Source organism: Pseudomonas bohemica (assembly GCF_002934685.1).
Classification (GTDB): domain Bacteria; phylum Pseudomonadota; class Gammaproteobacteria; order Pseudomonadales; family Pseudomonadaceae; genus Aquipseudomonas; species Aquipseudomonas bohemica.
Map to the genome: position 1 here is coordinate 66,841 of NZ_NKHL01000100.1, position 14,315 is coordinate 81,155.

Annotated in this window: 13 protein-coding genes and 2 pseudogenes; 8 read left to right on the plus strand and 7 right to left on the minus strand. The window is 60.4% G+C overall.

Annotated elements, in window-relative coordinates:
- Positions 1 to 4 precede the first annotated feature (4 nt).
- Positions 5 to 907: a TIGR01777 family oxidoreductase gene (locus CE491_RS09960; RefSeq protein ID WP_110948193.1), complete on the minus strand. Its 903-nt coding sequence runs from the start codon at positions 905 to 907 to the stop codon at positions 5 to 7.
- A gap of 286 nt (positions 908 to 1,193) precedes the next feature.
- On the opposite strand from CE491_RS09960, the gene CE491_RS09965 reads away from it, so the two are divergent.
- The 7 genes and pseudogenes from CE491_RS09965 to CE491_RS09995 all read left to right on the plus strand — a co-directional run bounded on the left by CE491_RS09965 (position 1,194) and on the right by CE491_RS09995 (position 6,801).
- Entirely contained in the window at positions 1,194 to 2,180 is a 987-nt protein-coding gene (locus CE491_RS09965; protein WP_110948194.1) for an NAD(P)/FAD-dependent oxidoreductase, read from the plus strand.
- A pseudogene (locus CE491_RS09970) lies at positions 2,177 to 2,388 on the plus strand (TIGR02450 family Trp-rich protein); the annotation flags it as partial. The gene CE491_RS09965 and the pseudogene CE491_RS09970, both read left to right, overlap by 4 nt.
- Before the next feature lie 232 nt (positions 2,389 to 2,620).
- A complete protein-coding gene (locus CE491_RS09975) occupies positions 2,621 to 3,613 on the plus strand; it encodes a YbgA family protein (RefSeq protein WP_110948195.1) in 993 nt (330 codons plus the stop codon).
- 1 nt (position 3,614) lies between these two features.
- Entirely contained in the window at positions 3,615 to 4,550 is a 936-nt protein-coding gene (locus tag CE491_RS09980; protein ID WP_234407564.1) for a MerR family transcriptional regulator, read from the plus strand.
- 10 nt (positions 4,551 to 4,560) lie between these two features.
- The gene (phrB, locus tag CE491_RS09985) at positions 4,561 to 6,006 is read left to right on the plus strand and encodes a deoxyribodipyrimidine photo-lyase (protein WP_110948197.1); all 1,446 of its coding nucleotides are present in this window, start codon (positions 4,561 to 4,563) and stop codon (positions 6,004 to 6,006) included.
- Positions 5,999 to 6,425, plus strand: a pseudogene (locus CE491_RS09990) (nuclear transport factor 2 family protein). The gene phrB and the pseudogene CE491_RS09990 overlap by 8 nt, the downstream one beginning before the upstream one ends.
- Positions 6,426 to 6,483: 58 nt before the next feature.
- Positions 6,484 to 6,801: a YkgJ family cysteine cluster protein gene (locus tag CE491_RS09995; protein ID WP_110948198.1), complete on the plus strand. Its 318-nt coding sequence runs from the start codon at positions 6,484 to 6,486 to the stop codon at positions 6,799 to 6,801.
- Positions 6,802 to 6,943: 142 nt separating this feature from the next.
- Here CE491_RS09995 and CE491_RS10000 read toward each other — a convergent pair whose 3' ends face one another.
- The 6 genes from CE491_RS10000 to hemA all read right to left on the minus strand — a co-directional run bounded on the left by CE491_RS10000 (position 6,944) and on the right by hemA (position 12,327).
- Positions 6,944 to 7,462, minus strand: a complete 519-nt coding sequence (locus CE491_RS10000; protein WP_110948199.1) for an acyloxyacyl hydrolase — start codon at positions 7,460 to 7,462, stop codon at positions 6,944 to 6,946.
- Positions 7,463 to 7,575: 113 nt separating this feature from the next.
- On the minus strand, positions 7,576 to 8,376 hold the full coding sequence (gene murI, locus CE491_RS10005) for a glutamate racemase (RefSeq protein ID WP_110948200.1): 801 nt from the start codon (positions 8,374 to 8,376) through the stop codon (positions 7,576 to 7,578).
- Positions 8,377 to 8,387: 11 nt separating this feature from the next.
- Positions 8,388 to 9,143 (minus strand): molybdopterin-synthase adenylyltransferase MoeB, encoded by a 756-nt coding sequence (locus CE491_RS10010; protein WP_110948201.1) that lies wholly within the window; start codon positions 9,141 to 9,143, stop codon positions 8,388 to 8,390.
- A complete protein-coding gene (gene prmC, locus CE491_RS10015) occupies positions 9,137 to 9,970 on the minus strand; it encodes a peptide chain release factor N(5)-glutamine methyltransferase (RefSeq protein ID WP_110948202.1) in 834 nt (277 codons plus the stop codon). The genes CE491_RS10010 and prmC overlap by 7 nt, the downstream gene beginning before the upstream one ends.
- Positions 9,971 to 11,053 carry a peptide chain release factor 1 gene (gene prfA, locus CE491_RS10020; RefSeq protein ID WP_110948203.1) on the minus strand — a complete coding sequence of 361 codons (1,083 nt, stop codon included), beginning with the start codon at positions 11,051 to 11,053 and terminating at the stop codon, positions 9,971 to 9,973.
- Entirely contained in the window at positions 11,050 to 12,327 is a 1,278-nt protein-coding gene (hemA, locus tag CE491_RS10025) for a glutamyl-tRNA reductase (RefSeq protein WP_110948204.1), read from the minus strand. The genes prfA and hemA overlap by 4 nt, the downstream gene beginning before the upstream one ends.
- A 257-nt stretch (positions 12,328 to 12,584) precedes the next feature.
- Between hemA and CE491_RS10030 the strand changes: the two genes are divergently transcribed.
- Positions 12,585 to 14,312, plus strand: coding sequence for a tetratricopeptide repeat protein (locus CE491_RS10030; protein ID WP_110948205.1), 1,728 nt, complete (start codon positions 12,585 to 12,587; stop codon positions 14,310 to 14,312).
- The last annotated feature ends 3 nt before the right edge of the window (positions 14,313 to 14,315 follow it).

Consider the following 14,315-nt stretch of genomic DNA (forward strand, 5'->3'; position numbering starts at 1 on the left):
GATGTCAGTGGCGGCCCAACAGATTTTCCAGGGCCGCGTGCAGATCGGTGAATCGGAAAGTGAAGCCGGCGTCCAGCAACCGGCTCGGGCGAGCGCGCTGCCCGCCCAGCAACAGGATCGACAACTCGCCCATCAACAGCCGCAAGGCGATCGCGGGCATCGGCATGAATGCCGGACGATGCAGGAGCGCCGCCAGTGTCTTGGCGAAATCACGGTTGCGAACCGGTGATGGAGCGCAAACATTATAAGGACCCTGGGCGTCTTCCCTGTTCAACAGAAAATCAATCGCATCGATTTGATCGTCGATATGAACCCAGGGCATCCACTGCCGCCCGTTGCCGATTGGCCCGCCCATGCCCAGTTTGAAAGGCGGCAAAAGTCGCTGCATCATGCCACCGTCACTGGCGAGTACCAGGCCGGTGCGCAGCGACACCACCCGGATACCCAGGGCCTGCGCTCTCTGCGCGGTTTCTTCCCAGGCGATACACAGCCGGCTGGCGAAATCTTCGCTGACCGGCTGGGCGGTTTCGTCCAGCTCTCGCTCGCCACCGTCGCCGTACCAGCCGACTGCAGAGCCCGAGATCAATACGGAGGGTTTCTGCTCGCGCCGTTCGAGCCAGGTGATCAGTTGTTCGGTGAGGGTGATGCGGCTGTCCCACAGCAGCATTTTGCGTTTGCGAGTCCAGGGACGGTCGGCAATCGGCGCGCCGGCCAGGTTGATGACAGCATCGATCGGCTCGCTGCCCAAGTCATCCGGATGGGCGATGCCGCGCACGCCAGCGCCGCAGAGGCGGGCCACTTGATCAGGGCTGCGGCTCCAGACCGTCAGCCGATGGCCCTGAGCGAGCCAGTGTCGACACAGGCGACGACCTATCAAGCCAGTACCGCCGGTCAGCAAGATGTGCATGAATGTGTTCCTCGCGTGGCGTTCATCGCAATTCGGTAGTCTATTTCTTCACAAACAATGCGCTTGTGAACGAAGCGTAGGCCAAGCTATAGAGAACGGTTTGAGCCATGTACGTTCGAATGATCCGTTCGCGCTGTTGAACGATTCTGGTGAAACGTCACACTCAAGATTGATCGCAAGGTGATCAGCGTCCTGAACGTCGAAGGACGATAAGTTATACCGAAAAACAACATTGTACAGGTTTTACCTACGGCGTAGTCTGTGCAGACGAGGTAACGAGGCCCCTATGACTGTACCTATCGCAATCATCGGTACCGGTATCGCCGGACTCTCTGCCGCCCGCGCATTGCAAGCTGCCGGGCATGGCATTCACCTTTTTGAAAAGAGCCGTGGCAGCGGCGGACGCATGTCCAGCAAACGCAGCGATGCCGGTGCCCTGGACATGGGCGCGCAGTATTTCACTGCACGCGATCGCCGCTTCGCCGCCGCGGTCCAGCAATGGCAGGCCGACGGTCACGTCGCCGAATGGAAACCCAAGCTCTACAATTCCCACGACGGCAAACTGAGCCTGTCGCCGGACGAGCAAGTGCGCTGGGTCGGTACACCGCGCATGAGCGCCATCACCCGAGCCATGCTCGGCGACATACCGGTCACGTTCTCCTGCCGCATCACCGAAGTCTTCCGCGGCGAAGAGCACTGGAACCTGCTCGACGCCGACGGCCGCGGCCATGGGCCGTTCAGCCAGGTGGTGATCGCCCTTCCTGCGCCGCAAGCGACGACCTTGCTCGCGGCGGCCCCGAAGCTGGCCAGCGTCGTGGCGGGCGTGAAAATGGAGCCCACCTGGGCCGTCGCCCTGGCGTTCGACACGCTGTTGCACACGCCGCTGGAAGGTTGTTTCGTGCAGGACAGCCCCCTCGATTGGCTCGCCCGCAACCGCAGCAAACCGGGGCGCGACAGCAAGATGGACACGTGGGTGTTGCACGCCACCAGCGCCTGGAGTCGTCAGCATCTTGATATGCCCAAGGAGCAGGTGATTGATCATCTGCACGGCGCGTTTGCCGAGCTGATCAACTGCGCGATGCCGGCGCCTGCGTTCACTCTGGCTCATCGCTGGCTGTATGCGCGACCGGCGGGTGGACGGGAAGTTGGTGCACTATCCGACCCGGACCTGGGTCTGTATGTGTGCGGCGACTGGTGCCTGTCGGGCCGCGTAGAAGGTGCATGGCTCAGCGGTCAGGAGGCAGCACGCCGCTTGCTCGAACATCTCAAGTGAATCGCTTCAATCCGCACAAATTGCTGCTGTCGAAATGGACAGCAGCCCATCCCCGCAATCGCGACAAGCATTTCTGGCAACCGAACTATTCTGCGACGAAGAAGGCACCTTGCTGAAGCTTGAGCTGCAGGCGGTGCTGGCCAAGCGTAGCAAGCGGCCGGTCTGGCAGGCGCTGCAAGATGATGAAAGTTGGATGATGGGGTGGAAGCGAGCTCACCTCGCTCGCGCTGACAGACTACGTACCCTGTGGGAGCAGGTTTGTTGGCGAACGGCGGCTTGTCAATCAATCATTCATAGCTGACCCGTGCGGTTCGCCAGCAAGCCAGACCCTCTCCCGACATACTTGTACAATTCATTTGACTTGTACAAGTTCAAACCTATGATGATCAGCAGGTTGTACAGCAACGCAAGGCTGTACAAGTAGATCCTCGAGGTTTGTCATGCCCGTCTTCCCGAATCAATCGCCCGATACGCCCCTGGAACGCCAATCGAAGCCAAAACTGGGCGTCAGCGCCTGCCTCATGGGCATCGAGGTTCGGTATAACGGCGGGCACAAGGAATCACACCTGCTGACCCGGGCGCTCAACGAACATTTCGATTTCGTGCCTGCCTGCCCAGAAGTCGCCATCGGCATGGGCATCCCCCGCGAGGCGATCCGGCTGGTGGGTGATCCTGAACATCCCCAGGCGGTCGGCACTGTCCACCAGGTCCTCAACGTCACCCGTTCTCTCGCCGAGTACGGCGAGCACATGGCCAACGAGATGGACGACATCTGCGGCTATATCTTCATGCAGAAATCCCCTTCCTGCGGCTTGGAGCGGGTCAAGGTCTATCGCGAAAACGGCGCGCCATTCGACGCTGGTGGACGGGGCATCTACGCCCAAGCGTTCTGCGCCAGACACCCCGATCTGCCGGTGGAAGAAGATGGCCGCCTCAACGACCCGGTGCTGCGCGAGAACTTCATCACTCGCGTCTTCGCCTATGCCGCCTGGCAGCAGTTGCTCAAGGAAGGCATTACCCGCCGCGCCCTCACTGAATTCCACTCCCGCTATAAATACCAAGTGATGGCCAACGATCCGATTCAGTACAAGGCGCTGGGCAACCTGCTGGGCAACATGGGGCGCAGCGACCCGACCGAGATCGCACCGCGCTATTTCAGCGAGCTGATGAGCGCTCTGAAAAAACCGGCAACGCGCCGCACCCACACTAACGTTCTGCAGCACATTTGCGGCTATCTGCGCGACACGATCAGTGCCTCAGACAAGCAGGAAATCCAGACCGTTATCAATCAGTACCGCCAGGGCATCGTGCCCTTGGTGGTGCCCCTGATCCTGCTCAAGCATCACTTCCGCCAGCACCCGGCCCCGTATATCGCCTTACAAGTGTACCTGCAGCCGCATCCGGAAAACCTTAGCCTGCGTAATGCCATCTGACATGAAAGATAACCACTTCGAACCGCTTAACGATCCGCAGGACTACGCCCACGCCGTCGAAGAAGGCTGGCTGCCGATCCGCGAAGTCGCCCGCCTGACCGGCGTGAATGCCGTGACCCTGCGCGCCTGGGAACGTCGGTACGGGCTGATCGTGCCCCATCGCACACCCAAGGGCCATCGCCTGTACAGCACTGCCCATGTGGACCGGGTGCTGACGATTCTCACCTGGCTCAATCGCGGAGTGTCGGTCAGTCAGGTCAAGCAACTGATCGACCATCAACAGCCACCGGCGCCAAGCCTGGAAAACGATTGGGACCAACTGCGCCAGAACCTGCTGAAAGCGATCACCACGCTGTCTGAGCGACGTCTGGACGACACTCTGAATCAAGCCATGTCGCTGTACCCACCGCGCACTCTGTGCGAGCAACTGTTGCTGCCGCTACTGGCCGAGCTGGAGCAACGCTGGCAGGGACAGTTCGGCGCGCAGTTGGAGCGGGTGTTCTTCTATTCCTGGCTGCGCAGCAAGTTCGGCGCACGGCTGTACCACAATAATCGCCAGGTCAGCGGCGCGCCCCTGTTGTTGATCAATCAGTCCGACCTGCCGCTTGAACCGCACCTTTGGCTGACCGCCTGGCTGGTAAGCAGCGCCGATTGCCCGGTGGAAGTCTTCGACTGGCCCTTGCCCGCCGGCGAGTTGAGCCTGGCGTGCGAATACCTCAAGCCCCGCGCTGTGCTGTTGTATTCCAGCAAATCGCTGAACCTGAGCCAGCTGCCGCGCCTGCTGAACAACATCGACTGCCCGAAATTGATTATCGGACCCACCGTGCGCATCCATTCAGCCGAGCTGTCCGTATCTGTCAGTGAGGTCGCCGGGCTCATCCTCGCCGAAGACCCTTTGAGCGCCCAGAGCGCGCTGCAGCGTCTGGACATCATTTGAGGACAAAAAAATGCAACTGATCTGGCTGCGCACCGACTTGCGCGTACACGACAACACCGCCCTGAGCGCCGCGATGGAGCGCGGACCGGTGCTGGCCGTGTACATGATCAGCCCTGCGCAATGGCATAGCCACGACGACGCGCCGGCCAAGGTCGACTTCTGGCTGCGCAACCTGTCGGCGCTGAAAAGCGAATTGCATGCCCTGAATATCCCGCTGCTGGTCATCCATGCCGACACCTGGGACAAGGCGCCAAAAGCTCTGCTGGAACTGTGCATGCACCACGGTATCGAGCAGGTGCACGTCAACGAGGAATACGGCGTCAACGAAGAGAAGCGCGATCTAGCCGTCGAGGCTGCGCTGGACAAACAGGGCATTGGCTTCACCCGATACCTGGATCAGCTGTTCTTCAAACCGGGCAGTGTGCTGACCAGGAGCGGCGGTTATTTCAAGGTCTATACCCAGTTCCGCAAGGTCTGCTATGCGCGCCTGCATCACTCGGTGCCGTCGCTGGTGCGCCTGCCGAAGAAGCAATCGCCCATGCACGTCAAAAGTGACGAAGTGCCCGAGAGCGTCCAGGGCTTCGCGACACCTCCCCAAGCGCTGCGGGCGCTCTGGCCGGCCGGCGAGGACGAAGCGCGCAAGCGTCTGGAGCATTTCACCGACGATCAGGTGCACTACTACAACGACGAACGCGACTTCCCCGCCAGACCCGGTACCAGTCAGCTTTCGGCGTATCTGGCGGCAGGGGTCGTCTCGCCACGGCAGTGCCTGCACGCAGCGTTGCGCAGTAATAACGGAGAGTTCGAGACCGGCAATGTCGGCTCGGTGACCTGGATCAACGAGCTGCTGTGGCGAGAGTTCTACAAGCACGTGCTGGTCGGCTTTCCTCGCGTCTCGCGTCATCGCGCCTTCCGTCCGGAAACCGAAGCGCTGAAATGGCGTCATGCGCCTGAGGAGCTGGAGGCGTGGCAACAAGGCCGGACCGGGCTGCCGATCATAGACGCGGCCATGCGCCAGCTCTTGGCAACTGGCTGGATGCACAACCGCCTGCGCATGATCGTGGCGATGTTTCTGACCAAGAATCTGCTGATCGACTGGCGTGAGGGCGAGCGTTTTTTCATGCAGCACCTGATCGACGGCGACCTGGCCTCAAACAACGGTGGCTGGCAGTGGAGCTCTTCGACCGGAACCGATTCCTCGCCGTATTTCCGCATCTTCAATCCGCTGAGCCAGTCCGAGCGCTTCGACCCGCAAGGCGTGTTCATCAAGAAGTGGGTGCCGGAACTTGCCGACCTGAACAACCGCGATGTCCATTACCCCTCAGCGCTGGGCAGGTTATTCGGCGTCGACGGCTATCCGGCACCGATCGTGGATATCAAATCCAGTCGGGAACGCGCCCTGACCGCGTTCAAATCCCTGCCTCATCGACAAGCAGAGCCTCAAAGCCATGAGTGAATTCCTGCGCGATTACGCCCGGCGCTTCGCCGAACTCGACAGGAACAATCTGCAACTGCTCGGCGAGTTGTATAGCCCAAGACATTGCTTTCGCCAACCCGCTGCATGATATTCACGGCCTGAACGACCTGCGCAAATACTTCGCCGAACTCTACGCCAACGTCCGCGATTTGCAGGTCGAGTTTCACGCCTACGATCAGGTGCGCGAAGGCAAGGGCGATCTGCGGTGGGCCATGACTTACCGGCACCCCCGCCTCAACAAGGGCGAGCCGATCGCGGTACAGGGCTGCTCGCATTTGCTGTGGACCGAAAATCGGGTATTCCAGCAGCGCGACTTCTTCGACGCCGGGGCGCTGCTTTATGAGCACCTGCCCGTATTGGGCAGGATGATCGGGTGGCTCAAGAAAAGACTAGCATGAACCCTGCGCCCGTCAGACAGCCCCCCGACCGCCGCCCCACTGCTTTACACTGCCGCACATGACTGTCATTCCCCTGCTGCAACTCCCTGCCGAACCCGCCGAGCCCGCCGTCACCTGTTCGACCTGCGCGGCCTGCTGCTGCCAGTTGGAGGTGATGCTGATCACCGACACGGGTGTGCCTGAGCGATTCATCGATACCGACGACTGGGGCGGCGAGGTCATGCTACGCCTGGACGACGGCTGGTGTGCGGCGCTGGATCGCGACACGATGATGTGCACGATCTACGACAAAAGGCCGTTGATATGCAGGGAATTCGAGATGGGTGCGCCGGAATGCATCACCGAGCGTGAAGGAATTGCCACGGCGTATCTGTGAACGCCACAGACACCGAGCACAGCTGTTGGAGTGAGCTTGCTTGCGAAGGCAGTCTTCCAGACCCTACATCCGCTGTGGATGTACCAGCTCGTTAGAGAGCAGGCTCACTCCCACAGATTGAAGCGTCGCAGCGACTGATCGCTTAGAACGGCATCGTGTAATGGATCGCGTAACTTTCGATACCGTCGTTGTTGGTGGTCATGCCGCCGTTGGAATAGTGAGTGGCGCGCAGGCCCACTTCATGACCACCGGCAAAACGCAGACCGAAGCCAATACGGTCTTCGAATTGGAAGGCGCTGCCCAGTTTATTGCCCTCGACTTCCGTGCGCTGGAACACAGCAGCTCCGATACCGGCTTCAACGTAAGGCTTCACACTGTCACCGGCAAACTCGTAAACGAATACCGGGGAAAACGACAGGCTGTTGTTACTGGAATTCTTGTCGCCTTCCCAGTAGGTGTAGGCGCCGCTCCAGTAACCGGTCAGACGACCGACACCGGTCTGCCACCAGCTTTTATCCCAATCAAATTGCGCGCCCAAACGATAGGTCATCGTCGATTCCCCGGTCTGGCCCACCGAAAACTCGACCCCATCAGCTTGTGCGATCGCACTTTGCCCCAACAACGCGGCCGCAATCGCAGCCAAACAAAACAGTCGCTTCATCTGAAACATCCTATTTACGAATGTAGTTAGAAATTTTTTATAACAAAAGACTGGCTATAGAAATCTGACGGTGAGCTTTAGTTCAGCCGGGACCAGTGCTATTCACGTTTTTTTCACGAAACGAAGCTTCGCACACTGTCAGATTTTTTCCACAACAAAGGTAGGATTTTTCTGAAATTGGCCGGATCGCCGCTGGTCCAGAATTGAGTCGGATGAGGCCGACCGCTCGCCAGCAACTCGCGCTGGCTGAGCAACCGCTGCAATTGGCGGGCTACCGCGGCGCCGGTATCGATGAGGGAAATGGACGCCGGGAGCATTTCGCTGAGCAGCGGCTTGAGGAAGGGATAGTGGGTGCAGCCGAGAATGATGGTGTCACAGCCCGCAGCGAGCAGCGGGTCGACATAGCCTTGCAATAACTGACGCATGACCGGGCTTGCCAGATCACCGGTTTCAATCAGCTCCACCAGGCCGGGACAGGGTTGGGTGATCACCTTAACGTCGGCGGCGAAGCGGTCCAGCAAGGCTGCGAACTTAGCGCTCTGCAAGGTGCCTGTCGTCGCCAGTACGCCGACGACGCCACTTCGCGTGGCCGCCGCTGCCGGTTTGACCGCAGGCTCCATACCAACCAAGGGCCAGTCCGGATAACGCTCGCGCAGGTCGGCGACGGCCGCGACGGTCGCGGTATTGCAGGCCAGCACCAAGGCTTTTGCGCCCTGTTCACGAAAGAATTCGGCGATGGCGACACAACGCGCGCGAATGAACTCCGGGGTCTTTTCGCCATAGGGAATATGCCCGCAATCGGCAACGTAGAGCAGGGATTCGTTGGGCAATAACTGATGGATCTCGCCCAGCACGGACAATCCGCCGACACCGGAATCGAAAACCCCAACAGGCGCGTCGCTGTCTCTAGCCATGCTCGACCGTTTTATTCATGGGCTGCGCCGCAGACGCTGCAACCCGGATCACGTTTGACTTTCAGCTCGCGAAAGCGCGTACCCAAGGCGTCGATCAACAGGAGGCGGCCGACCATCGCCTCGCCGAATCCGGCCAACAGCTTCAGGGCTTCCAGCGCTTGCAGGCTGCCCACCAGCCCTACCAACGGCCCGATGACCCCTGCTTCGCTGCAGGTCAGTTCGCTTTCGCTGCCGTGACCGTATAAACAGTGGTAACACGGACTCTCGGCGCGGCGCGGGTCGAACACCGACAACTGCCCTTCCAGACGAATTGCCGCGCCACTGACCAGCGGCTTGCCCGCCGCAACACAGGCTGCGTTCACCGCTTGGCGGGTGGCGAAATTGTCCGAGCAATCGAGCACCAGGTCCACAGCCTCAACGGCAGCCGCCAGCGAATCTTCATCCAGTGCCGCGCGATGGGGCACCAGCGTGATTTCGGGATTGATTGCCGTCAGACGGGTGATCGCCGAATCGACCTTGCTCTGCCCCACGCTTTGGCTGTCGTGAATGATCTGGCGTTGCAGGTTGGTCAGGTCGACCGTGTCGAAATCCGCCAGATGCAGCTCACCGACCCCGGCAGCCGCAAGGTACAGCGCCACCGGCGAGCCCAGGCCGCCAACGCCGACGATCAGCGCGCGACTCTGCTTGAGGCGCAACTGCCCCGCGATATCGACTTGTTGCACAAGGATCTGCCGGCTGTAGCGCAGCAGTTCTTCGTCGCTCAGCACGGCACGCGCCCGAAGGTAATGCGTTCGTGTTCGCCGAGATCGCGTCGGGTCTGGATCTGCTCGAAACCATGACGGCTGAGCAACTCACGCACCGCCGCGCCCTGATCGTAGCCATGCTCCAGCAGCAACCAGCCACCGGGCTCCAGATGTGCAGGCGCCTGGGAGACGATCAGACGCAGGTCATCCAGGCCATCCGAGCCGGACACCAGCGCGCTGCTCGGCTCGAAACGCACGTCGCCTTCGACCAGGTGCGGATCGTTGGAAGCTATATAAGGAGGGTTGCTCAGGATCAGGTCGAAACGCCGGCCCTCCACTGCGCTGAACCAATGGCTGGTCAGTACCTGGGCATTGTCCAGATGCAGACGCTGGCGATTGCGCTCGGCCAGCGCGACAGCCTCTTGCACCCGATCGACTGCCGTCACGTTCCACTGCGGCCGATCCTTGGCCAGCGACAGGGCAATGGCGCCCGTGCCGGTGCCTAGGTCGAGTAAACGATGAGGGATCGCGCCGGGCAGCAACTCCAATGCGGTTTCCACCAGCATTTCGGTTTCCGGACGAGGAATCAGCGTGTACGTCGCGACTTCGAGGTCGATGTTCCAGAAGCCCTGCTGCCCCAGAATGTACGCCACCGGCTCGCCAGCGCGACGACGCTGCAGATAGCCGTCGAACGTCTGAGCGGCTTCGGTGCTGACAATACGCTCAGGCCAGGTGTGCAAAAAGCTACGCGGCTTGCCCAGGGCGGCCGCCAACAGCAGTTCGACATCCAGACGGGCTGTCGGAGAATCCGGCAGTTCAGCGTTTCTTAACAAGCTGGCGATGATGGTCATTTACTCACCCAGTGCCGCAAGTTGGTCTGCCTGATACTCGGCGAGCAACGGTTCTATCACTGCATCGACCCCGCCGGCCAAAACTTCATCCAGCGAATACAAGGTCAGGTTCACGCGATGATCCGTCACTCGCCCCTGTGGAAAATTGTACGTGCGGATACGTTCCGAACGATCGCCCGAACCCACCAGCAATTTACGCTCACTGGCGATCGCATTGGCGGCCGCAGCGGTTTGCTGGTCGTTGAGCTTGGCCGACAACCAGGCCATGGCCCGGGCGCGGTTCTTGTGCTGGGAACGTTCTTCCTGACATTCGACGACGATACCGGTCGGCAAGTGCGTAATGCGGATCGCCGAGTCGGTCTTGTTCACGTGCTGCCCACCCGCACCAGAGGAGCGGTAGGTGTCGATGCGCAAGTCCGCCGGGTTGATTTCAATGGCTTGCTGCTCGTCAGGCTCTGGCAACACCGCGACGGTGCAGGCAGAGGTGTGGATCCGACCCTGGGACTCGGTCTCGGGAACACGCTGCACGCGATGCGCGCCGGACTCGAACTTCAGCTTTGCGTACACATTCTCGCCTTCTACACGGGCGATGACTTCCTTGAAGCCGCCGTGTTCGCCTTCGTTCTCGGACAGGATCTCGACCCGCCAGCCGCGACGCTCAGCGTAACGCGAGTACATGCGAAACAGGTCGCCGGAGAAGATCGCGGCTTCATCGCCACCGGTGCCGGCGCGGATTTCCAGAAACACGTTGCGACTGTCGTTGGGGTCCCTGGGCAGCAGCATCTTCTGCAGATCGCCTTCCAGCAGCACCAATTGATCCCTGGCTTCGCGCACTTCCTCGACTGCCATTTCGCGCATGTCGGGGTCGTTGTCCTTAAGCAGCGCCTGCGCGCCTTCGAGGTCACTCTGCACTTTCTGCAGTTGCTTGTACGCCTGGATCACGGGCTCGATTTCGGCGTACTCACGGGAGTAGGCGCGGAATTTGGTCTGGTCGGAAATGACTTCGGCATCGCCAAGCAGCGCGGTCAATTCCTCGAATCGATCGCTGAGCACGTCCAGCTTATTGAGCAGTGAAGCTTTCATTGCGGGGGTTTATCCGTGGAGCCCTCATTGAGGGCAAAGAGTTCCTGGGCCATGGCCAGCGCATCGACGCGGCCTTCGGCGGACAGCTTTTTCAGTTGCACGCTTGGCGCATGCATTAATTTATTGGTCAGGCCGCGTGCCAGCGCCATTAATACATCTTCGGCGTTGCTGCCGTTGGCGAGCATGCGTTGGGCCTTTTGCAGCTCTTCGTCGCGCAGACGTTCGCTTTGCTGACGATAGGCCCTGAGCACATCGACCGCCGCCAGTTCGCGCAGACGCGACATGAAATCATCGACGCCGACACTCACCAGTTCCTCGGCGGCCTGGGCTGCGCCCTGACGACTCTTCAGGTTTTCGGCGACGACTTCGTGCAGATCGTCCACGGTATACAGGTAAACGTCGTCAAGCTCGCCGACTTCCGGCTCGATGTCACGCGGGACGGCGATGTCCACCATGAAGATCGGTTTGTGCTTGCGCAGCTTGAGCGCGCTTTCCACCGCGCCCTTGCCGAGAATGGGCAACTGGCTGGCCGTGGAACTGATGACGATGTCGCTATTGACCAGTTCCGCCGGGATATCGGCCAGTAGCACCGCGTGGGCGCCGAACTCTTCGGCCAGGATGCTCGCGCGCTCCAGCGTCCGGTTGGCGACCACGATACGCTTGACCCCCAGGTCGTGCAGGTGCCGGGCGACCAGCGTGATGGTTTCCCCGGCACCGATCAGCAAGGCCTGACTGCGTTGCAGGTCGCTGAAGATCTGCTTGGCCAGGCTGACGGCGGCAAAGGCCACGGAAACCGGGTTTTCACCAATGGCGGTATCGGTGCGCACCAGTTTGGCCGCGCTGAAGGTCGCCTGAAACAACCGGCCAAGTAGCGGGCCGATGGTTCCGGCTTCGCGCGCCACGGCGTACGCCGATTTCATCTGACCGAGAATCTGCGGCTCACCCAGCACGAGGGAGTCCAGGCCCGAGGCCACGCGCATCATGTGGCGCACGGCCGCGTCTTCCTCGTGCACATAGGCACTGGCGCGCAGTTCGTCGATGTTGAGGTGGTGATAATCGGCCAGCCAGCGCAGCACTACATCGGCGGTCAGCTGATCTTGCTCTATGTAAAGCTCGCTGCGATTGCAGGTCGACAGGATAGCTGCCTCGCGACTCTGGGTCAGGCGGCAAAGCTGCTGCAATGCTTCAACCAGCTGCTCAGGGGTAAATGCCACGCGCTCGCGGACATCCACTGATGCAGTCTTATGGTTGATACCCAGAGCAAGAAAGGCCATTCAAGGTCGCTGATGGTGACGTGAAGCCGGCAATTGTCCTACTTCAATAGATTCAGAACAACCACCGCAATACATTCAGAACGTCCGGGACAGTCTATTGTCCCTATAGAGATCCGCTTTGCAGCCATGCACCTGCGACAAAATGTCCAAGCGCGGGCTGTAAACGGCGGGTCCGGGTTTTCAAGTGGGCTGTGGGTTTGCTCCCTGCCTTGTGTCATGATGCTTTCAAACCGCAGGTAAGCCGCCCTCTCTCTTATATGAATAAATCCTCCGCGTTGTTCCTTGCCCTTGTCGTTCTTGGTGGCTGTCAGTCTACGGCCCCCGTTTCCACGGAGCCTGCTGCTTCGACGGAAGAAACGACGCCCACGCCTGAAGCCAAGCCGCAGGTTTATGGTTCGTTCACCCAGGAAACGGTCGTCAGCCTACTGACCGCCGAACTCGCCGGGCAACGCAATCGTTTCGACATTGCGCTGGACAACTACGTGACCCAAGCGATCCAGACCCAGGATCCGGGGATTTCCGAACGCGCCTACCGCATCGCCGAGTACCTGGGCGCCGATCAGGCTGCCCTGGACACCTCGTTGATCTGGGCCAGGAATGACCCGAGCAACCTGGAAGCGCAACGCGCCGCAGCCATCCAACTGGCCCGCGCCGGACGCTATGACGACTCCATGCGCTATATGGAGAAGGTCCTGCAAGGTCAGGGCGATACCCATTTCGACTTCCTGGCGCTGTCGGCGGCAGAAACCGACTCCAACACGCGCAAGGGCCTGCTCAATAGCTTCGATCGTCTGCTGGCCAAATACCCGAAAAACGGTCAACTGATTTTCGGCAAGGCGCTGTTGCTACAACAGGAAGGCGATAGCGCGGCCTCGCTCAAGCTGCTGGAAGATAATCCGCCGGGTGAAGGCGAAGTCGCTCCGATTCTGCTGCGCGCCCGTCTGCTGCAAAGCATGAACCGTGGCAAGGAAGCGATCCCGCTGCTGGAAAAAAGCATCAAGAAATACCCGGACGACAAACGCCTGCGCCTGACGTACGCACGCATGCTGGTTGAACAGAACCGCATGGAAGACGCGAAAGTGCAGTTCTCCAGCCTCGTTCAGCAGTACCCGGACGACGACGAATTGCGCTATTCGCTGGCGCTGGTGTGCCTGGAAAACAAGGCATGGGATGAAGCGCAAGGCTATCTGGAGGATCTGGTCGCCCGTGGCAGCCACGTTGACTCGGCCCATGTGAACCTCGGTCGCATCTATGAAGAGCGCAACGACCCGCAAACCGCACTCAGCGAATATGCGCAGGTCGGGCCGGGCAGCGACTATCTGCCGGCGCAACTGCGTCAGGCCGACATTCTGATGAGCAACGGCAACACCGCCGAGGCCTCGAAACGTCTGGCCCAGGCCCGAGCCGACCAGCCGGATTACATCATCCAGCTGTACCTGATCGAAGCCGAAACCCTGGCCAACAACAACCAGAGCGACCGCGGCTGGCAAGTGCTGACTCAGGCGCTCAAGCAGTACCCGGACGATCTCAATCTGCTCTACACCCGCGCGATGCTGGCCGAGAAACGCAACGACCTGAAGCAGATGGAGGCTGATCTGCGGGCGATCCTCAAGCGTGAGCCGGACAACGCCATGGCCCTGAACGCTTTGGGTTACACCCTGTCCGATCGCACCACGCGCTACGCCGAAGCCAAGGAACTGATCGAACGCGCCCATCAGCTGAACCCGGACGATCCGGCCGTGCTCGACAGCCTGGGTTGGGTCAACTATCGCCTGGGCAATCTCGACGAAGCCGAGCGCCTGCTGCGTGAAGCCCTGGAGCGCTACCCCGACCACGAAGTTGCCGCGCATCTGGGCGAAGTGCTCTGGGCCAAGGGCGAACAGCGCGAAGCCCGTAAAGTGTGGGGCAAGGCCCTCGAACAACAACCTGACAGCCCGGTCCTGCGCAGCACCCTCAAACGCCTGACCGGCTCCGAGACTCTTTGATTT